The organism is Microbacterium sp. NPDC059771, assembly GCF_042732495.1.
Classification (GTDB): domain Bacteria; phylum Actinomycetota; class Actinomycetes; order Actinomycetales; family Microbacteriaceae; genus Microbacterium; species Microbacterium sufflavum.
Genome location: NZ_JBHWHK010000002.1, coordinates 269,290 through 288,467, shown reverse-complemented (window position 1 = coordinate 288,467; position 19,178 = coordinate 269,290). Strand labels below are relative to the sequence as shown.

The 19,178-nt window shown below is 71.0% G+C and carries 18 protein-coding genes; 7 read left to right on the top strand and 11 right to left on the bottom strand.

The window, feature by feature from the left end; all coding sequences use genetic code 11:
• Positions 1-22: 22 nt before the first annotated feature.
• From cydC to ACFV3I_RS15120, 5 genes are read right to left on the bottom strand one after another with little or no spacing between them, the layout of a single operon-like run.
• A complete protein-coding gene (gene cydC, locus ACFV3I_RS15140; protein WP_378823448.1) occupies positions 23-1,690 on the bottom strand; it encodes a thiol reductant ABC exporter subunit CydC in 1,668 nt (555 codons plus the stop codon).
• Complete coding sequence (gene cydD, locus ACFV3I_RS15135) at positions 1,687-3,354, bottom strand: thiol reductant ABC exporter subunit CydD (RefSeq protein WP_378823446.1); 1,668 nt, start codon at positions 3,352-3,354, stop codon at positions 1,687-1,689. The genes cydC and cydD overlap by 4 nt, the downstream gene beginning before the upstream one ends.
• A gap of 30 nt (positions 3,355-3,384) precedes the next feature.
• Positions 3,385-4,413 (bottom strand): cytochrome d ubiquinol oxidase subunit II, encoded by a 1,029-nt coding sequence (gene cydB / locus ACFV3I_RS15130; protein WP_136034691.1) that lies wholly within the window; start codon positions 4,411-4,413, stop codon positions 3,385-3,387.
• A gap of 14 nt (positions 4,414-4,427) precedes the next feature.
• Positions 4,428-5,843: a cytochrome ubiquinol oxidase subunit I gene (locus tag ACFV3I_RS15125; RefSeq protein WP_136034689.1), complete on the bottom strand. Its 1,416-nt coding sequence runs from the start codon at positions 5,841-5,843 to the stop codon at positions 4,428-4,430.
• The gene (locus ACFV3I_RS15120; protein ID WP_136034687.1) at positions 5,830-6,507 is read right to left on the bottom strand and encodes an ArsR family transcriptional regulator; all 678 of its coding nucleotides are present in this window, start codon (positions 6,505-6,507) and stop codon (positions 5,830-5,832) included. Before ACFV3I_RS15120 ends, ACFV3I_RS15125 begins: the two co-directional genes overlap by 14 nt.
• A gap of 100 nt (positions 6,508-6,607) precedes the next feature.
• Here ACFV3I_RS15120 and radA point away from each other — a divergent pair, with 100 nt between their 5' ends.
• A complete protein-coding gene (radA, locus tag ACFV3I_RS15115; protein WP_136034686.1) occupies positions 6,608-7,975 on the top strand; it encodes a DNA repair protein RadA in 1,368 nt (455 codons plus the stop codon).
• 15 nt (positions 7,976-7,990) lie between these two features.
• Here the strand turns inward: radA and ACFV3I_RS15110 are convergent, their stop codons facing one another.
• The 4 genes from ACFV3I_RS15110 to ACFV3I_RS15095 all read right to left on the bottom strand — a co-directional run bounded on the left by ACFV3I_RS15110 (position 7,991) and on the right by ACFV3I_RS15095 (position 12,597).
• Entirely contained in the window at positions 7,991-8,401 is a 411-nt protein-coding gene (locus ACFV3I_RS15110; protein WP_136034683.1) for a dehydrogenase, read from the bottom strand.
• 353 nt (positions 8,402-8,754) lie between these two features.
• Positions 8,755-9,399 carry a hypothetical protein gene (locus tag ACFV3I_RS15105; RefSeq protein ID WP_136034681.1) on the bottom strand — a complete coding sequence of 215 codons (645 nt, stop codon included), beginning with the start codon at positions 9,397-9,399 and terminating at the stop codon, positions 8,755-8,757.
• 60 nt (positions 9,400-9,459) lie between these two features.
• Complete coding sequence (locus ACFV3I_RS15100) at positions 9,460-9,960, bottom strand: amino-acid N-acetyltransferase (RefSeq protein WP_136034679.1); 501 nt, start codon at positions 9,958-9,960, stop codon at positions 9,460-9,462.
• A 105-nt stretch (positions 9,961-10,065) separates the two neighbouring features.
• Positions 10,066-12,597 carry an ATP-dependent Clp protease ATP-binding subunit gene (locus tag ACFV3I_RS15095; RefSeq protein WP_136034677.1) on the bottom strand — a complete coding sequence of 844 codons (2,532 nt, stop codon included), beginning with the start codon at positions 12,595-12,597 and terminating at the stop codon, positions 10,066-10,068.
• Positions 12,598-12,773: 176 nt separating this feature from the next.
• Here ACFV3I_RS15095 and ACFV3I_RS15090 point away from each other — a divergent pair, with 176 nt between their 5' ends.
• The 5 genes from ACFV3I_RS15090 to ACFV3I_RS15070 all read left to right on the top strand — a co-directional run bounded on the left by ACFV3I_RS15090 (position 12,774) and on the right by ACFV3I_RS15070 (position 16,370).
• Positions 12,774-13,397, top strand: a complete 624-nt coding sequence (locus tag ACFV3I_RS15090) for a hypothetical protein (protein WP_378823444.1) — start codon at positions 12,774-12,776, stop codon at positions 13,395-13,397.
• Positions 13,397-14,149 carry a hypothetical protein gene (locus tag ACFV3I_RS15085; RefSeq protein ID WP_378823442.1) on the top strand — a complete coding sequence of 251 codons (753 nt, stop codon included), beginning with the start codon at positions 13,397-13,399 and terminating at the stop codon, positions 14,147-14,149. The genes ACFV3I_RS15090 and ACFV3I_RS15085 overlap by 1 nt, the downstream gene beginning before the upstream one ends.
• Positions 14,146-14,382: a helix-turn-helix transcriptional regulator gene (locus ACFV3I_RS15080; RefSeq protein ID WP_136034669.1), complete on the top strand. Its 237-nt coding sequence runs from the start codon at positions 14,146-14,148 to the stop codon at positions 14,380-14,382. Before ACFV3I_RS15085 ends, ACFV3I_RS15080 begins: the two co-directional genes overlap by 4 nt.
• A 72-nt stretch (positions 14,383-14,454) precedes the next feature.
• Positions 14,455-14,796, top strand: a complete 342-nt coding sequence (locus tag ACFV3I_RS15075; protein ID WP_136034667.1) for a hypothetical protein — start codon at positions 14,455-14,457, stop codon at positions 14,794-14,796.
• 143 nt (positions 14,797-14,939) lie between these two features.
• Positions 14,940-16,370, top strand: coding sequence for a dicarboxylate/amino acid:cation symporter (locus ACFV3I_RS15070; RefSeq protein WP_205812751.1), 1,431 nt, complete (start codon positions 14,940-14,942; stop codon positions 16,368-16,370).
• A gap of 73 nt (positions 16,371-16,443) precedes the next feature.
• On the opposite strand, the gene ACFV3I_RS15065 is transcribed toward ACFV3I_RS15070, so the two are convergent.
• Both ACFV3I_RS15065 and ACFV3I_RS15060 read right to left on the bottom strand, forming a co-directional pair.
• Entirely contained in the window at positions 16,444-18,174 is a 1,731-nt protein-coding gene (locus ACFV3I_RS15065) for a sodium:proton antiporter (RefSeq protein ID WP_206252674.1), read from the bottom strand.
• A 30-nt stretch (positions 18,175-18,204) separates the two neighbouring features.
• Entirely contained in the window at positions 18,205-18,519 is a 315-nt protein-coding gene (locus tag ACFV3I_RS15060; protein ID WP_136035688.1) for a MerR family transcriptional regulator, read from the bottom strand.
• Positions 18,520-18,643: 124 nt separating this feature from the next.
• On the opposite strand from ACFV3I_RS15060, the gene ACFV3I_RS15055 reads away from it, so the two are divergent.
• Complete coding sequence (locus ACFV3I_RS15055; protein ID WP_136034660.1) at positions 18,644-19,066, top strand: Hsp20/alpha crystallin family protein; 423 nt, start codon at positions 18,644-18,646, stop codon at positions 19,064-19,066.
• The last annotated feature ends 112 nt before the right edge of the window (positions 19,067-19,178 follow it).

Below are 19,178 nucleotides of genomic sequence, written 5' to 3'. Positions count from 1 at the left end.
GCCGCGCCGGTCGCGCGACGCCTCAGAGCGTGCGACCGCCGTCGAGCCGCACCACCCGGTCCACCGTTCCCGCGGGAGGATCCACGTGCGAGATCAGCAGCACCGTCTGGTCGCCCGCGGCGTCGAGCAGGTCGCGCAGCAGGGCGTCCGAGGCGTCGGGGTCCACGCCAGCGGTCGGCTCGTCGAGCACCAGCACCGGGAACCCCCGGAGCAGCGCGCGGGCGAGGGCGATGCGCTGCGCCTGGCCGCCCGACACCAGCGCCCCGCGGTCGCCCACCCTGGCGTCGAGGCCCCCGCGCTCGCGCGCCCACGCCCCGAGCCCCACGCGGTCGAGCGCGTCGAGGAGCTCCGCGTCGGTCGCGGTGTCCCTGGCGAACAGGAGGTTCTGCCGCAGATCCTCGTCGAACAGCTGCGGGTGCTGCTCGCACAGGCCGATCGTGCGGCGCAGCGCCGGACCCGACAGTGCCGCGGCGTCGCGCCCGTCGATGCGGTACTCCCCTGTCACGCGGAGGAACCCGACCAGGGCGGCCGCGAGCGAGCTCTTGCCCGCACCGCTCGGACCGGTCACGAGCACGCGCTCCCCGGGCCGGAGGTCGAGGTCGACGCCGCGCAGTGCCGGAACCCCTCCGGGCCAGTGCGCCGCGACCCCGCGGAGCGTGACCCGCGGTGTGCCGTCGAACGCGACATCCTCCCCCGCGTCCGTCCGCAGCTCCGACGGCATGCGCTCCGGCAGCACGTCCACGATGCGCTCGGCGCTCGCCCGCACGCTGCGCCATGAGGCCGCGGCGATCGGCACGACCCCGAACACCTCGAACACCACCATCGGCACGAGCACCGCGACCGCGAGCCACGGCGCATCGATCGCCCCGGTCGCGAGTCCCGGCGCGGCCGCCGCGAGCGCCCACACCGACGCAGCCCCCGCCACGAGCGACACGGTGCCCGCGGCGACGGCCTGGGCGACCGAGGCCCTGCTCACGACCCGGCGCAGGGCGGCGTCGGCCACCCGGATGCGCTCGCGCGCCTGGCCCTCCGCCCCGTAGGCGAGCAGCACGTCGAGACTGCCGAGGTAGTCGACCAGTGCCGCCGACACCTCGGCGCGACGGGCAGACACGGCCGACTCGGCCCGGGAGCCGAACACCCACCCGAGCCCGATCGCGGCGAGCGCGGCGACGACCAGGCACACGGCGAGGGTCAGCGCGGCCGCGGGCGACACGAAGGCGAGGAACCCCACGGCTCCCACGGCGACGAGCGCCGACACCGCGAGCGGCTGCACCACCCGCAACGGCAGGTTCTGCAGATTCTCCACGTCGTCGACGAGCGCCGCGAGCACCTGTCCCCGGTCGGTCGCGCCGAGCCCCGCGGGAGAGAGCGGGATGAGGCGGCGCACCAGGTCGGAGCGCGTCGAGGCCAGCTGCCGCAGCGCCGCATCGTGCCCGCTGAGCCGCTCGAGGTAGCGGGTCACGGCGCGGGTCACGGCGAAGAACCGCACCCCGACCACGGCCACCGACAGCGGCACGAGCGAGTCCACGATCGAGGCGCTCACGATCAGCCAGCCGCTCACCGCGAGCAGGCTCACGGCCGCGCCCGCCGACAGCACGCCCCAGATCAGGCCGGGCAGGAACCGCGCGACGGGCGGCTGCGCCAGGCGGAGCACCTCGCGCACCCGCCGGGCCCTGGTGGTCTCGCTCATGCGCTCACCCCCAGGGCGACCACGCGGTCGGCGATGTCGCGCGCCGACCGGCGGTGGGAGATCAGCACCACGGTCGCTCCGGCGTCCGCCCGCGCGCGCAGCGAGGACCACAGCCGCTCCTCCGTGGCGGGGTCGAGCGCGCTGGAGGGTTCGTCGAGCGCGAGCACGGCGTGCGGCATCCCCGCCTGGCGGTAGAGCGCCCGCGCCACCGCGACCCGCTGCGCCTGCCCGCCCGACAGGCCGCTGCCCTGCACGCCGAGCTCCCGCGCGGGGTCGATGCCCTCGGCGCAGGCGGCGTCGAGCGCCCTCCGCACCCGCTCGGCATCGGGCTCCGGGTCGCCGAGGGCGACGTTGTCCGCCACCGTGCCGCGGATGAGTCCGGGCGACTGGCCCGCCCACGCCAGCCACTCCGACGACGCGAGGCCGCGGACGTCACGCCCGGACCACGTCGCCTCGCCCGCGAACGGCACCGCGCCCCGCAGGGCCGCCAGCAGACTCGACTTGCCCGCGCCGCTCGGCCCCTCGATGAGGGTGATGGTGCCGCGCTCGGCGGTGAACGACACGGGCGGCAGGTCGCGCACGCGCAGCTGATCCACGACGAGGGCGCCGTCCGTGCGGGTTCGCGACTCCGGAGAACGGACGGCGGCTGCGCCGGGGACCGCGCCGGAGGCGCTCACCGCGGCAGGCGCTCCCGAGTCGTGTACGCCGGAGCCGTCGCCCCGCGCCTCGTCGAGCACCGCGAACACGTCCTCGGTCGCGGCGACCCCCTCCGCCGCCGCGTGGAACTGCACGCCCACCTGCCGGATGGGGAGGAAGGCCTCGGGCGCCAGCAGCAGCACGAACAGCCCGACCTCGAGCGTGAGCTCGCCCGACAGCAGCCGGAACCCCACCGCGACCGCGATGAGCGCCACCGCCAGCGACGACAGCAGCTCCATGGAGAAGCCCGACAGGAACGAGAACCGCAGCACCTTCATGGTCTCGCGGCGGTAGTCGTCGGCGGTGGCCTCGATGCGGTCGGCCGCCCGGGCGTCGCGGCCGAACAGGCGCAGCGTCGACAGTCCCTGCACGGTGTCGGCGAACCGGGCGGCCAGTCGCTGCAGCGTCTGCCACTGCCGCTTCTGCACGGTGCGGGTGGCGATGCCGATCAGGATGAGGAACAGCGGGATGAGCGGCAGGGTGATGAGGGCCGTGAGCCCGCTCGGCCAGTCCTGCCACCACATGACCGCGACCAGCACGGGTGTCGCGATCGCCGTGAGCACCAGCTGCGGGATGTACCGGGCGAAGTAGGCGTCGAGCGCCTCCAGCCCGTGCCCCGCGGTCACCGCGAGCGCCGTCTGGTTCCGCTGCGCCAGCCACCCCGGCCCGAGGCGCCCGACGGCCGCCACGAGCGCGGACCGCAGCTGCATGCCCGTGCGCGCGGCCGCCCGTGTACCCGCGGCGTCGGACGCGGCGATCAGCAGCCCGCGCACCAGGGCCGTCGCGAGCAGCGTGAGCAGCACCACGGTGACGTCTCGGCCGGCGATCGCTCCCGTGATGGCCTCGGTCAGCAGCCACGCGAACGCGATCGTGACCGCGGTCTGGGCGACGCCGATCACCGCGGAGGCCGCGAGGTACCCACGGGCGGCGGCCGCGTAGCGCAGCAGTCTCGGGTCGACGGGTTTCATGCGGGGGCGATCATCGGGGGCGGGGCAGGGTCACGCGTGGGCCGGCGCCCCCTCGATCGAGCTGCGGGTGACGCGCTTGCGGAACACCCAGTATGTCCAGGTCTGGTACGCGATGACGAGCGGCAGCGCGATCAGCGCGGTCCAGGTCATGATCTGCAGCGTGTACGGGGTGCTCGACGCGTTCGCGATCGTCAGGCTGAACGCCGGGTCGATGGTCGACGGCATGACGAACGGGAACAGCGCGGCGAACAGCATCACCACGGCCGTCAGCACCGTGACGATGCCCGCGGTGAAGGCCTGGCCGTCTCGGCCCCGCAGCGACAGCACGATCGCGGCGATGAGCGACACCGCGGCGATGGCACCGGCACCCGCGACCAGCCACAGCAGCGGCGCCTCCCGCCCCGCGGCGAGGAAGTAGGTCCACAGCACGGTCGCGGCGGCGGCGATCACGGTGGGCACGGCCGCGCGGGCGGCGAGCTTCCGGGCATCGGCGTGCACCTGCCCGTCGGTCTTGAGCGCCACGAACAGCACGCCGTGCAGGAAGAACAGCAGCAGGGTGGTCACGCCGACCAGCAGCGCGTAGGGGTTGAGCAGCGAGAAGAAGCCGCCGACGTAGATGTGGTTCTCGTCGATCGCGACGCCCTGCACGATGTTGCCGAAGGCGACGCCCCACAGCAGCGCGGGCACGACGGAGCCGATCACGATCATCCGGTCGAAGCCCTGCTTCCACTTCCTGCTCTCCCGCTGATGGCGGTACTCGAACGAGACGCCGCGCAGGATGAGCGCGAGCAGGATGAGCAGCAGCGGCAGGTAGAACCCGCTGAACAGGGTGGCGTACCACTCGGGGAACGACGCGAACAGCGAGGCGCCGGCGACGATGACCCACGTCTCGTTGAGGTCCCACACCGGGCCGATCGTGTTGATGACCTGCCGGCGGGAGACGTCGTCCTTGCCGAGGAACGGCAGCGACATGCCGACGCCGAAGTCGAATCCGTCGAGCACGAAGTACCCCACGAAGAGGAAGGCGACGATCCAGAACCAGAGCGTTGCGAGATCCATGATGCTCCTTCCTCTCAGTACACGACCGACGGCAGCTGAGCCGTCTCCTCATGGGGCTGTTCATCGGTGTCCGGCCCCTTCTGGGCGGCCTTCACGATCAACCGCACCTCGACCACCGCGAGGGCGGCGTAGATCGCGGTGAAGGCGATCAGCGAGATGAGCACCTCGACACCGCTGACACCGGGCGAGACGCCGTCTCGCGTGGACATCAGCCCGAACACGATCCACGGCTGCCGACCCATCTCGGTGAACACCCAGCCCATGATGTTGGCGGCGAGCGCGAGCGGGAACGACCAGATCGCGACCTTCCACATCCACGGGGCGACCGGTTTCTTGGCGTTCTTGCGGGTGACCCAGAGGCCGGCGACCGCGACGAGGGCGGCGGCCATGCCGAGGCCGATCATCCAGCGGAACGACCAGTACGTGACCCACAGGATCGGGGCGAAGTCGGTCAGGCCCGTGGCGGCGTAGGTCTGGGCGTACTCGGCGTTGAGGTCGTTGATGCCGTGCACGCACGCGTCGAGCGTGTGCGTCGACAGCAGCGACAGCAGGTACGGGACGCGGATGGAGAACAGCTCGGAGCTGCCGTCCGGCGTGCCGAGCGTGAACAGGCTGAAGGAGGCGTCCGGTCCGCACACGGTGTTGAACGTCGCCTCGGCGGCCGCCATCTTCATGGGTTGCGCGGCGTACATCGCCAGGCCCAGCTGGTCGCCGGTGAGCACCACGCCCGCGGTGGAAAAGATCATGGCCCACAGCCCGAACTTGAGGGAGACGCGCATGGTGTCGAAGTGCTGGCCCCGCGCCAGGTGCCAGGCCGAGACCGAGATGACGACACCGGCGGCGAACATGAGCGCACCGAAGATGGTGTGCGGGAAGGCGGCGAGCGCCACGGGGTTGGTCAGCAGCGCCCAGAAGTCGGTGAGCTCGGCACGGTTGGTCGCCTCGTTGAACGTGTAGCCGACCGGGTTCTGCATGAACGCGTTCGCCGCGATGATGAAGTACGCCGACAGGATGCTGCCGATCGAGACGCACCAGATGGTCGCGAGGTGCAGCTTCTGCGGCAGCTTGTCCCAGCCGAAGATCCACAGGCCGATGAAGGTCGCCTCGAAGAAGAAGGCGAGGAGACCCTCGAAGGCCAGCGGGGCTCCGAACACGTCGCCGACGAAGCGGGAGTAGTCCGACCAGTTCATGCCGAACTGGAACTCCTGCACGATGCCGGTGACCACGCCCATGGCGAAGTTGATCAGGAAGATCTTGCCGAAGAAGCGGGTGAGGTGGAGGTACTGCACCTTGCCGGTGCGCACCCACGCCGTCTGGAAGATCGCGGCCACCAGGGCCATGCCGATCGTCAGCGGCACGAAGAGGTAGTGGTAGACGGTCGTCAGCCCGAACTGCCATCGGGACAGGACGAGCGGATCAAGCCATTCCATGCGCGACTCCTCTTCTGTCGGACTGCTGCGTCGTGGTGTCGCGCAGCTGCACCGTGCACTCCGATGGGCTCTGAGCGTCGCGCACGCACGCGGCGACGAGCGGTCCCCCGGCCTCGGTCAGCACGCTCTGCATGAGGCCCAGGTGCACCTGGCACAGGAGCGGGCGGTCTTCGGGACGGCCGGCGGCGTGCGGGCACGGGCTCAGGTCGACCGTCAGCACCCGGTCGTCGACGACCGGTTCGAAGCCGCTCTCCTCCAGGTGCTCGACCAGGGCGTCGAGCTGGTGCACGGCGTCGCGGCCGAGGGCGCTCGGGGCCGCGGAGGGCACCACGCTGCGCAGCAGGTCGCCGCGACGGGCGGCCGCCTTGGCCTTGTCCCTGGCGACCGGGCTCGATGCGTCGGACGCACCGGTCGCGGCGCGGTAGAGCGTGCGCGGGCGGCCGCGGGTGGTGCGGTGCTCCACCTCGGGGATCACGTAGCCGCCCTCGATGAGGCGCTGCAGATGCTCGCGGACGGTGTTGGCGTGCAGGCCGGTGGCCGCGCAGAGTTCGCCGATCGTGAGGTGCCGGGACGCACCGGTCACCCCCGCCTCGAAGAGCAGGTGCAGGATGCGCACCCGGGAGTAGCTCGAGATCGGTCCGCAGACGGACCCGCCGTTGGACATGTCTCCATTATTCTGGCGATCCACACCCCTGTTGGGGCACCGGGCCGTGAATAATCACCCGGGCGATAGGGATGTCTGATCCCGCCGATAGCCTGGGGGCATGGCCACTCGGAAACCCGCTCCCCCTGCGTACGTGTGCACGGAGTGCGGGTGGACGACGGCGAAATGGGTCGGCCGCTGCGGCGAGTGCCAGCAGTGGGGAACCGTGCAGGAGCAGGCCGCCCAGACCGGCATCCTCCGACGCGTGAACGCCCTCGCACCCACCGCCGATCGCGCCGCCCGACCGATCACGCAGATCACGACACAGGACGCACCCCGGCGCACGAGCGGGGTCGGCGAGTTCGACCGCGTGCTGGGCGGCGGCATCGTGCCCGGCGCCGCCATCCTGCTCAGCGGCGAGCCGGGCGTCGGCAAGTCCACGCTGCTGCTCGAGGTCGCCGCGCAGGCGGCACGTGCCGGGCGGCGGGTGCTGTACGCGAGCGCCGAGGAGTCCCCCGCTCAGGTGCGGCTGCGCGCCGAGCGCACCGGCGCGCTGCACGACGAGCTGTACCTGGCGAGCGAGACCGACCTCGCCACGATCCTCGGTCACATCGACGAGGTGCAGCCGCAGCTCGTGATCGTCGACTCCGTGCAGACGGTGTCGTCGTCACTGACCGACGGCGCGGCAGGACAGCCCAGCCAGGTGCGCGAGGTCGCCGCGACCCTCATCCGCGTCGCCAAGGAGCGGGACCTGCCGATCATCATCGTCGGTCACGTCACGAAAGACGGGCAGGTCGCCGGTCCCCGCGTGCTGGAGCACCTGGTCGACGTGGTGTGCCACTTCGAGGGCGACCGGCAGACGTCGCTGCGCTTCATCCGCGCGCTCAAGAACCGCTTCGGGCCGACCGACGAGGTGGGGTGCTTCGAGATGACCGGCGACGGCATCGCCGAGGTGCCGGACCCGTCCGGCCTCTTCCTGTCTCAGGGGGCGTCCGAGCCCGGCACGTGCGTCGCGATCTCGCTGGAGGGCCGCCGCGCGCTGCCGGTGGAGGTGCAGGCGCTCACCGTGCCCAGCAACGCTCCGAACCCCCGGCGCATCGTGCACGGGCTCGACGCCTCGCGTGTCGCGATGGTGCTGGCCATCCTGGAGCGCCGGGCCGGAGTGCCCACCGGCAGCCTCGACGTCTACGTCTCCACGGTGGGCGGCGTGCGGTTCACCGAGCCCGCGGCCGACCTCGCGATCGCGATCGCGGTGGCGGGGTCCATCCAGATGATCTCGGTGCCGCGCACGGTCGCCGCGGTGGGCGAGCTCAGCCTGGCGGGTGAGGTGCGGCCGGTCACGCAGGCCGCGCAGCGCCGGACGGAGGCGGCGCGGCTGGGCTACGAGCAGGTGGTCGACGACCGGTCGAAGACGCTGCGCGCCGCCCTGGGCGACATCCGCTCGCGGAACGCGGCCCGGCGTCCCGACCGCGACATCCCGCCGTTCTGAGCCGCGGCGCCGCGATCAGGCGTCGAGCGCCTTGAGCAGCTCGACCGGATCCGCCTGCATGGGATGGGGACCGGCGATGTCGAGGAACACGGTCGTGATCGGGTGGGCGGAGAGGAACCGCCGCAGCCAGGCCGCGTCGTAGATGCCCACACCGGGCGGCAGGTTGGCCGGCTTGTTCTTCGCGTCGCTGAAGAGCAGCAGCGCCAGGTCGCCCGTGTTCGGGTCGCGGTACGTCCACACCTCGCCGCCGTCGAGCGGGTTGTCGCGCGCACCGGGCTTGATGAGCGGGACGACGGTCGTGCCGTGCCGCAGGGCCAGGGCGACCGCGGCCACGTCCTGCTTCTCCAGGGCCACCGCCAGCGCCTCGGACCGGAAGTCCTCGGGTGCGGGCTTCTTCTTGCCGGACTTCGCCTTCTTCGCAGCCATGTCTCCAGCTTAGGCATCGACACGACGATCGCGGCTCCGCGGCGACCTCCGGCCGGCGCCGGAAAAAGATTGGGGCCCTCTCGAGTCCTCCATTGGGGACTGGGGTACTCGAGAGGGCCCTCGGACTCTCGAGCGGCGGTGTCGAAGCGCTGGGGACGCTGTAGTTCGACGCCACTGGGGATGGCTTATGCCGCATAGGCGGAGAGTCATGTCTATGGTATCCCAAAGAACGACTCGTGTCAGCACAAGAGGCCCTCCGACGCGAAGGTCGCCGCAATTCGGATCGGTTGCCGCAGCAGACGAAGCAATCCGAAGCCGCACGGCCGGATCGCCCGCGAAGCCGTAGCGTGCGATCAGTAGAGCAGGAACTGCGCCGTCGTGGCGCTGGGGAAGCCGCCGATCGACACGGCCACATGGTACGACGCGCCGCCACCGGGCGCTCGCTGCCGGTTCTCCTGCGCGCACGTCTCCACGCTCGACCGGGTGCGATCCCACACCACGGGCTCCTTGCTCACCACGGTCGATCCGGCGGTGAGCGTCGCGATCATGCTGCTCGGGTTCTCCTGGCAGTCCGTCGACCGCCACCACACGTCCGCGCCGCTCGACACCGTGAACACCTGGGTGCTCGACCCCACGTCGATCGTGCAGTCCGTGGTGCCCTTGTTCGTCAGCGAGATCGACAGGCGCGGGGTGACGCCCGCCGCGTAGGTGTCGGCGTCGGTGACAGCCGTGACCTCGATGTCCTTCGCCTGGCAGGCCACGACAGCGGGCGTCTCGGAGGCGCTCGGAGTGGGCGCCGGGCTCGCGGAACCCGTGGGCGGCGGCGTGGTCTCGGTCGTCGAGGAGGACGTCGGCGCCGGGGTCGCATCGGTCGCGGCGGCCCAGGGGCGCGCGACCAGTAGCCACACCGACACCCCGATCACCGCGAGGACCAGGATCAGCCCGAGCAGCACCACCAGACGCCGACGACGGTAGACGGCGGCGGAACGACGGGGCATGCTTCCAGGTTAAGCGATCGACCCCCGCGATCCTGGGAGGCGTCGTGCGCCCGTCGGGCCTCAGAGCACCTTGAGCATCCGGGTGTTGCCGAGCGTGTTCGGCTTGACGTGCGCCAGGTCGAGGAACTCCTCGACACCCGCGTCTCCACTGCGCAGCAGCTGCGAGTACACGTCGGGATCGACGACCTGCTCGCCGATGGGGGTGAAGCCGCGGCGGCCGAAGAAATCCACCTCGAACGTGAGGCAGAACAGGCGCGTCAGTCCGAGTGCGCGCGCGTTCTCCTCCAGGCGCTCGACGATCGCGCGACCGATGCCGTGGTGCAGCCAGTCGTCGCGCACGAGCAGGGTGCGCACCTCGCCGAGGTCCTCCCAGATCACGTGCAGGGCGCCGCAGCCGATCAGCTCGCCGTCGGCCTCCGCCACCACGAACTCCTGCACCGCGCCGTACAGCACCGCCAGGTCTTTGCCGAGCAGGATGCGCTGCTCCACGAGCGGCTGGAGCAGGTTGCGGATGCTGACGATATCGGCGCTGCGGGCGGGCCGGACGATGTAGTCGCTCACCCGACCAGCCTAGAACCGCACCCTCCGTGCGCCTCCCAGACACGAGGAAGGGGCGGATGCCGCAGCATCCGCCCCTTCACGTCCGGGCTCACGACCCGGGTGGGATCAGTCGTTGCCGGTGATCGCCAGGTCGGGCGTACCGGCGATGGCGCCGCCGCCGGTGTTGACACCGACCGCGACCTTCTCGCCGCGCGGACCGTGCTCGAACAGGAACTCCCCGTCCTTCGCGTCGACCTTCACGTGGTCGCCCGAGTCGAGCTCGCCGTGCAGGATCTTCTCCGACAGACGGTCCTCAATCTCGTGCTGCATCGCGCGACGCAGCGGCCGGGCGCCCAGAGCCGGGTCGAAGCCGATCTCGATCAGACGCTCCTTGGCGGCCTGCGACAGCTCGATCGTCATGTCGCGGTCGAGCAGACGCTCGCCGAGGCGCTTCGTGAACAGATCCACGATCTGCACCAGCTCGTCCTTGCTCAGCTGCGGGAAGACGATGATGTCGTCGACACGGTTGAGGAACTCGGGCTTGAAGTGCCGCTTGAGCTCCTCGTTGACCTTGCCCTTCATCCGCTCGTAGCTGGTGGCGTTGTTGCCCTCGATCTGGAAGCCCACGGGGCCGCCGGCGATGTCGCGTGCACCGAGGTTGGTGGTCATGATGATGACCGTGTTCTTGAAGTCCACGATCCGACCCTGACCGTCGGTGAGGCGACCCTCTTCAAGGATCTGCAGCAGCGAGTTGAAGATGTCGGGGTGGGCCTTCTCGATCTCGTCGAACAGCACCACGCTGAACGGCTTGCGCCGCACCTTCTCGGTGAGCTGACCGCCCTCTTCGAAACCGACGAACCCGGGAGGGGCACCGAACAGCCGCGAGACGGTGTGCTTCTCGCCGAACTCGCTCATGTCGAGCGAGATGAGCGCGGCCTCGTCGTCGAACAGGAACTCCGCGAGCGCCTTGGCCAGCTCGGTCTTTCCGACGCCCGTAGGGCCGGCGAAGATGAACGAACCGGAGGGGCGCTTCGGGTCCTTGAGGCCCGCACGCTGACGACGGATGGTCTTGGAGAGGGCCGCGATGGCCTCCTCCTGACCGATGACGCGCTGGTGCAGCGCCTTCTCCATGAAGACGAGTCGGCTGGACTCCTCCTCGGTCAGCTTGAACACGGGGATGCCCGTGGCCTGCGCGAGCACCTCGGCGATCAGGCCCTCGTCGACGACCGCCTGGGTCGCGACGTCGCCCGCACGCCACTGCTTCTCGAGGCGCAGCCGCTCGGCGAGCAGGCTCTTCTCCTCGTCGCGCAGCGACGCGGCCTTCTCGAAGTCCTGCTCCTCGGAGGCGAGCTCCTTCTGCTCGCGCACGGCGGCGATCTTCTCGTCGAACTCCCGCAGCTCGGGCGGGCTCGACAGGATCGACAGACGCAGGCGCGCGCCGGCCTCGTCGATCAGGTCGATCGCCTTGTCGGGGAGGAACCGGTCGGAGACGTAGCGGTCGGCGAGGTTCGCCGCGGCCACGATCGCGCCGTCGGTGATCTGCACCTTGTGGTGCGCCTCGTAGCGGTCGCGCAGCCCCTTGAGGATGTTGATCGCGTGCGGCAGCGTCGGCTCGTTCACCTGGACCGGCTGGAAGCGGCGCTCGAGAGCGGCGTCCTTCTCGAAGTGCTTGCGGTACTCGTCGAGCGTGGTGGCGCCGATCGTCTGGAGCTCACCGCGGGCGAGCAGCGGCTTGAGGATGCTGGCCGCGTCGATCGCGCCCTCGGCGGCACCCGCACCCACGAGGGTGTGGATCTCGTCGATGAAGACGATGATGTCGCCGCGCGTGCGGATCTCCTTGGTGACCTTCTTCAGGCGCTCCTCGAAGTCGCCGCGGTAGCGGGAACCGGCGATGAGAGAGCCGAGGTCGAGCGAGTAGAGCTGCTTGTCCTTCAGCGTCTCCGGCACATCGCCCTTGACGATCGCCTGCGCCAGGCCCTCGACGACGGCGGTCTTGCCGACGCCGGGCTCACCGATCAGGACGGGGTTGTTCTTGGAGCGGCGGGAGAGGATCTGCATGACCCGCTCCGCCTCCTTCTCGCGCCCGATCACCGGGTCGAGCTTGTTGTCGCGCGCGGCCTGGGTGAGGTTGCGACCGAACTGGTCGAGCACCGCGGAGCCACCCTGGGCGCCGGCGGGCGAGTCGTTGGTCTGCGCGCCGACCGACGCGGGCTCGCGCCCCGGAGCGCCGGACAGCAGCTGGATGACCTGCTGGCGCACCTTGTTGAGGTCGGCGCCGAGCTTGACCAGCACCTGGGCGGCCACGCCCTCGCCCTCACGGATGAGGCCGAGGAGGATGTGCTCGGTGCCGATGTAGTTGTGGCCGAGCTGCAGAGCCTCGCGGAGGCTGAGCTCGAGCACCTTCTTGGCGCGCGGCGTGAACGGGATGTGGCCGGTCGGCTGCTGCTGACCCTGGCCGATGATGTCCTGCACCTGCTCGCGCACGGCGTCGAGGGAGATGCCGAGCGACTCCAGCGCCTTGGCTGCGACGCCCTCGCCCTCGTGGATGAGGCCGAGCAGGATGTGCTCGGTGCCGATGTAGTTGTGGTTGAGCATCTTCGCCTCTTCTTGGGCGAGGACGACCACTCGACGGGCTCGGTCCGTGAATCTCTCGAACATGTTGACTCCTTATTCGCACGGGGCGAAGACGCATGAAGCGCTTGTACATCGAGAGTAACGACCAGGAATGCCGGGTATGCCCGTGTTCGCCGTGGGCATAGCGGGGGCTTGACCCGTTTATCGACAGTCGTTATGTTAACGAAAGTCGATAACCCCCCGATCTCCAGGAGGAGCCCATGCTCGCCACGGATAGACGACCCTCGCTCGCCGACGGCATCGCCCTCGGACTGATCGCGACCGGAGCCGTGAGCGTCGGAATCGGTGCGATCGTCGCCGTCGCCCAGGCCGCCGCCACCCTGTTCTCGCCGTCGCCGACGATCCCGATGCCCGTGCACGACGTCGACCTCACCGCCCTCGACGGCGTGGCCGGGATCGAGGGCGCCACCGTCGACTCCGCACTGGTCACCCTCACCGCGCCGCCCACCGCCGCCCGCTGGCTGCTGCTGCTGGAGACGGCGCTGCCCGCGCTCGCCACGGTCGCCCTGTGCGCGGTGGTCTGGTGGCTGGGAGTGTCCCTCATCCGCTCCCGCCCGTTCCGCGCCTCGCTCGGGTGGATGTTCGCGGTCGCCGCCTGCCTGCTGATGGCCGGCACGCTGCTCGGGCAGTTCGCCGGCGGCATCGGCCGGGCCGAGATCGTGAAGGATCTGGCCGCGACCGAACCCGGCGTCGAAGACGTGCTGTGGACGCTGCTCGTGCAGTTCGACCTGGCACCCGTGGGGTGGGCGTTCGCCCTGGCCCTCGTGGCGGGCGTGTTCGCCGTCGGCCGCCGCCTGCAGCGCGACACGGAGGGGCTGGTCTGATGATCACGTTCGGCTCGGAGGCCGTCTGGCCCTCGCTGCTCAACATCGCGATCGCCCTCGCCGTCGGCGCCGCCGTCGTCGCCCTCGTCGTCTGGAACAGCCGCCGGCGCGGCAGCCGCACGGTCACCCTCGATGCGGCGCTCACGCTATCGGGATGGTGGGTGATCCTGTCGGCACTCGGCGCGATCGCGGTCGTGGTCAAGGCGTTCGCGGTCGACTGGGCGGAGCTGCACGGGCGGACCGTCGTCTTCCTCGACTGGCCCGCCGCCCTCCCCTGCTCCGAGTTCGGCGACGGTGCGAACACCGCCCTCACCTGCGGCGGCACGGAACTGACGGACTTCACCGTGGGCAACGCCTCGCTCGGACTCCGCCTCCTCGCCGCGGCGGCACAGCTCAGCAGCCTGGCGCTCGCCACGGTGCCCGCCGTGGTCCTCGCCCTCATCTGCTTCCACACGCTGCGCGGGCGCGCGTTCTCCCTGGTCGTGACCCGTGCCCTCGTCGGCGGCGCGGTCGCGCTCGTGGTGCTCGGCGTGGCCTCCGACCTGTCGAACGGGATCGCCGCCACGGCGGGCCTGCGGGAGGCCCTCCCGATCGGCAGCCCGTGGTACCCCGCGGCGTATCAGCTCACCGTGACGCCGCTGCCGTTCGCCGCCGCGCTCGGCCTGCTCGCCCTCGCCGCCGTGTTCCGGCAGGGCATGCGCCTGGAGCAGCAGCGTGCCGCCCTGGAGAAGGAGACGGAGGGGCTGGTGTGAGCCCGGCCGAGAGCGACGAGGAGTTCACCGGCATCCACTGCCGCCTGGACGAGTTGCTCGCCGAGCGCGGCATGACCCTCACCGAGCTGAGCGCCGCGGTCGGCGTGAGCATCGTCAACCTGTCCGTGCTCAAGAACGACCGCGCCCGCGCGATCCGTTACTCCACGCTGCGGGCGATCTGCGAGGCGCTGGAGTGCGACGTGGGCGACCTGCTCGTGCTCGCGGCCCGCTGACGCGGAGCATGGATGCGCCTCCGCACGCAAGCCCCTTCTATGAATCTGCTGTGGCGCACTAGCGTCGTCCGCATGAAGAAGCCAGCACCCGCGGCCCGCCCGGCCGCCCGCCTCGCTGCCCTCGTGCCCGCCGTCGCGCTCGCCCTGTCCCTCGCCGCGTGCGGCGGACCGGCCCGCCCGTCGTCCGACGAGGTGGCCGAGGGGATCCAGAAGGTGTTCGCCGGCACGAGCCAGGAGCAGGCGATGACCGACGAGGCCGCCAGCTGCCTCGCCGACGCCCTGGTCGACTCCGAGCTGAGCGACGAGACGCTCACCTACATCGCCAACGGCGAAGACAAGCAGAAGGACGAAGCCGACAAGGCGCTCACGACGCAGATCATCACCGACAACCTGAACGAGTGCGTCGCGCCCTGACCCCCCGAACCCGGAGCATGACGGCTGCGGAGGGGCGGCCGTCATGCTTCGTCATATCCGCCCAGGGAATTCCCAGCCAGCTCTAGCGTTGAGCCTCATGGCGCGCATCCCGGCGCGCCGCGATCTCTGGAGTCCCCACCTCGATGAGCACCACCGCACGCGCCCAGAAGGCGCCAGACACCCGCGGGCCGGTCCGGAAGCTGCTGACCTCGTTCGGCTTCCAGATCATCGCCGCCCTCGTCCTCGGCATCGCCGCCGGCCTGATCGGCCGTCAGCTCGGCGCCACGGCCGAGAACCCCACCGGTCTGTCCGCCACGCTCGACACGATCGGCAGCTCCTACGTCACGCTGCTGCGCGCGGCGGTCGTCCCGCTGATCTTCACCGCGATCGTCGCGAGCATCTCCAACCTGCGCCGCGTGCAGAACGCGGCACGCCTGGCCGGTCAGACCATCCTGTGGTTCGCGATCACCGCGTTCATCGCCGTCATCATCGGCATCGGGCTCGGCCTCGTGATCCAGCCGGGCAACCGCGCCGGCGAGGGCCTCGAGCCCGGCGACCCCTACACGGTCGGCACGTGGTGGAACTTCCTCCTCGGCCTGATCCCCCAGAACTTCCTCGGCCTCACGGTCAGCACCTCCCCCGGCGCGACCGAGGGCGCGTTCACCTCCACGGTGGGCTTCAACATCCTGCAGGTGATCGTCGTCGCCGCGGTCGTCGGCATCGCCGCCCTCAAGGCGGGCAAGAAGGCCGAGCCGTTCCTCGTCTTCACCGAGTCGCTGCTCAAGGTCATCCAGCGCGTGCTGTGGTGGATCATCCGCATCGCCCCGATCGGCACGTTCGGCCTCATCGGCTCCGCCGTCATCAAGTACGGCTGGGAGAAGCTCGCGTCGCTCGGCTGGTTCGCCGCCGCGATCTACATCGGCCTCGCTCTCGTGCTGTTCGTGGTCTACCCGATCCTCGTGCGCACGCACGGCCTGTCGATCAAGCAGTACTTCTCGGGCGTCTGGCCCGCGGTGCAGCTCGCGTTCGTAAGCCGCTCCTCCATCGGAACGCTGCCGCTCACGGAGCGCGTGACCGAGCGCAACCTCGGCGTGCCCCGCTCGTACGCCTCGTTCGCGGTGCCGCTCGGCGCGACCACGAAGATGGACGGCTGCGCCGCGATCTACCCGGCCATCGCCGCGATCTTCGTCGCCCAGTTCTTCGGCATCGAGCTGAACTTCGTGCAGTACCTGCTGATCGTGATCGTCTCGGTCGTGGGCTCCGCCGCCACCGCCGGCACCACGGGCGCGGTCGTCATGCTCACGCTCACGCTGTCGACCCTGGGTCTGCCGCTCGAGGGCGTTGGCCTGCTGCTCGCGATCGACCCGATCCTCGACATGGGCCGCACCGCGGTCAACGTCGCGGGCCAGGCGCTGATCCCGACCATCGTCGCCAAGCGTGAGGGCATCCTCAACGAGGAGCTCTACAACGCGCCGCGCGAGGGCCTGCCGTTCGCCGACGACTCGTCCGACGACGACGCCCCCGAGGCCGACGCCGCCTCGGACACCGCGCCGGAGCCGGCCGGCGCCCGCTGACCCGTCACGCCGGAACGCCCCGTCTCCTCCGGGAGGCGGGGCGTTCTCGTGTGCGGGGCGCGGGGCGACCGCGTCAGACGCGGCCCTGCTGACGCGTGGCGCCGCGCGTGTCCATCGCCAACTCCTCCGCATCCATCGCGGTCAGCAGCTCCCGCATGACCTCCTCGTCGAGGTTGCCCGCGTCGCGCTCGGCGACCAGGATCTCCCTCCGCACCTGCAACCACCCCTTCGACAGCGCGACCAGGTCGTCGAAGGACGGACGGCTCGAGGTGTCCTCCACCCGCTGCGCCTCGTCGGTGTCCTTCTCCACCCTGGTCATGCGCTTCGTGAAGGCGTCGAACACGCTCAGGTCGACCGCACCGTGCTTCTGCTCCCACTCGACGCGCTTCTGCGCCAGGTACTCCTTGCCCGCCTCCCGGCTCTTGGCCTTGACCGCCTCGAGCGCGGCCTCGTCCTCCGCGTGCTCGGCGTCGCCCCGGATCCCGAGCCGCCGGATGAGCAGCGGCAGCGTCAGCCCCTGCAGCAGCAGCGTGCCCACCGTCACGATGAACGCCACGACGACGATCGCGTGCGAGGCCTCGGTGTCGAGCGTCGCGAGGTCGGCCGCGGCCACCGCGATCGCGAGCGTGACCACGCCGCGCATCCCCGCCCAGGAGATCACGGCGTTGTCCTTCCACGTGAGCTGGAGTCCGGCCATGCGCTCCCGCACGATCTGCGTGCGCAGCTCGTCCGCGCTGTACTGCCGCCAGCGCCGCGACCGCCGCCGACGCTCGTCGAACTCCCCCGACGCGATCCCCCGGTCCATGCGCGCGAGACGACGGCGGTCCTGGAAGTTCGCCCACGCGCTGGTGGGGTAGATGTACAGGGGCCGCACGAGCAGCACCACCACCAGCACGGCGAGGGACAGCAGCAGGATGCGCCCCACGGACTCGCTGCTCAGGTCGCGGAGCACCCGCGGGAACTGCAGTCCGATGTACGCGAACACGAAGCTCTCCAGCAGCAGGTCGGCCGACAGCCACAGTGGCGCCTCCTGCTGCCTGGTCGTGTAGTCGGTGCGCGGGGCGTTGAACCCCACGTACAGTCCCATCGCCACGACCGCGAGCACACCGGAGCCCAGGAGGTGCTCGGCGATGCCGTACGCCCCGAACGGCGCGAGCAGCCCGAACGTGCCGATCACGACGGGGTCGCTGATGCGCATGCGCAGCTGGTGGAGCACGATCCCGAACACGAGCCCGACCGCGACGCCGACGCCCACCGCGACCAGGAACTGCCAGACCCCGTCCCACACCGTCAGGGTGGCCCCGGCGAGAATCGCGGCGAACACGCGGTACAGCGTGAGCGAGGTGGCGTCGTTGATGAGGCTCTCGCCCGACAGCACCGTCATGATGCGCCGCGGGAGCCCGAGACGGCGGCCGATCGCGGCGGCGGACACGGCATCGGGCGGTGCGACGATCGCCCCGAGCAGCAGCGCACCGGGGAGGGTCAGCGACGGCAGGATCCACCACGCCACGAGGCCGACCGCGAGCGCGGTGAGCAGGACGAGCCAGATGCCGAGCCGTCGGATCTGCGGCAGGCTGCGCTTGAACCCGACGAACGACACATCCAGCGCGGCGGAGTACAGCAGCGGCGGCAGCACCAGGCCAAGCAGCAGGTGCCCGTCGATGGGGAGGTCGGGCACGATCGGCAGGAACGAGGCGGCGAGCGCGACCACCGTCACCAGCAGCGGCGCCGGCCACCCGCGCCAGCGCGCGAACGCGGCCACGGCGACGGCTCCGACGAGGACGTAGAAGATCCCGGCTTCCATGGGGGAAGCGTAGCGTCGTCCGAGGACGGGTCAGCGGGCGGGGCGACGCCGCGCGGGCGTGCGGGCGGTCTCCGCGTCGAGCGCGTCGCGGAGTCCGGCGTTCTCGTCCTGCAGGTCGAGCACGCGGGCGATACCGGCGATGTTGAGCCCGTCGCCGCGGAGCTCGGCCGCGCGTCGCAGCCGCTCGATGTCGTCGTCGCTGTAGCGGCGCGTGCCACCGTCGCTGCGGGCGGGGACGAGCAGCCCCTTGCTCTCGAAGAGGCGGATGGTCGCCTCCGGCAGGTCGACGAGCTGGGCAGCCACGGCGATGCCGTAGACGGGTGTGCGCGAGTCGCGTGCGGTCATCCTGACGTGTCCTCGGATCGGGGTTGCGAGATCGGTCATCTCGTTCTATAACAAATCTATACCCCACGTGCAGATAATCTGCACACCACCTCAGCCCATACGGGCCGCACGAAAGGAGAACCTCATGGCACTGACCTTCGATCCCTTCAGCCAGCTCGATCGCTTCGCCGCGAGCGTGCTGGACTCCGTTCGCGCACCCCGGTCGATGCCGGTGGACCTGTACCGCGACGGTGACCGCTACATCCTCCACGCCGACCTCCCCGGCGCCGACCCGGGCTCGATCGACGTCGACCTCGACGGCGGTCAGCTCACCATCCGCGCCCAGCGCACCGCCGACACGCGCGAGGGCGTGCGGTGGCTCGCCCGCGAACGCGGCGCCGGCTCGTTTCTGCGCCAGTTCTCGCTCGGCGACGGCGTCGACCTCGACAGCATCAGCGCCTCCTACGAGAGCGGGGTGCTGTCGGTCGTGATCCCGGTGAGCGAGCGCGCCAAGCCGCGCAAGATCGTCGTGGAGTCCGGCGAGCAGCGCCAGGCCATCGACGCCTGACCCGCGCAGGGGGGGGGGACCCGCGCCGGCCACGCCCCCCCCCCCCCCTCCTCCCCCCCCCCCCCCCCACGAACCCCCCCCCCCCCCCCCCCCCCCCCCCCCCCCCCCCCCC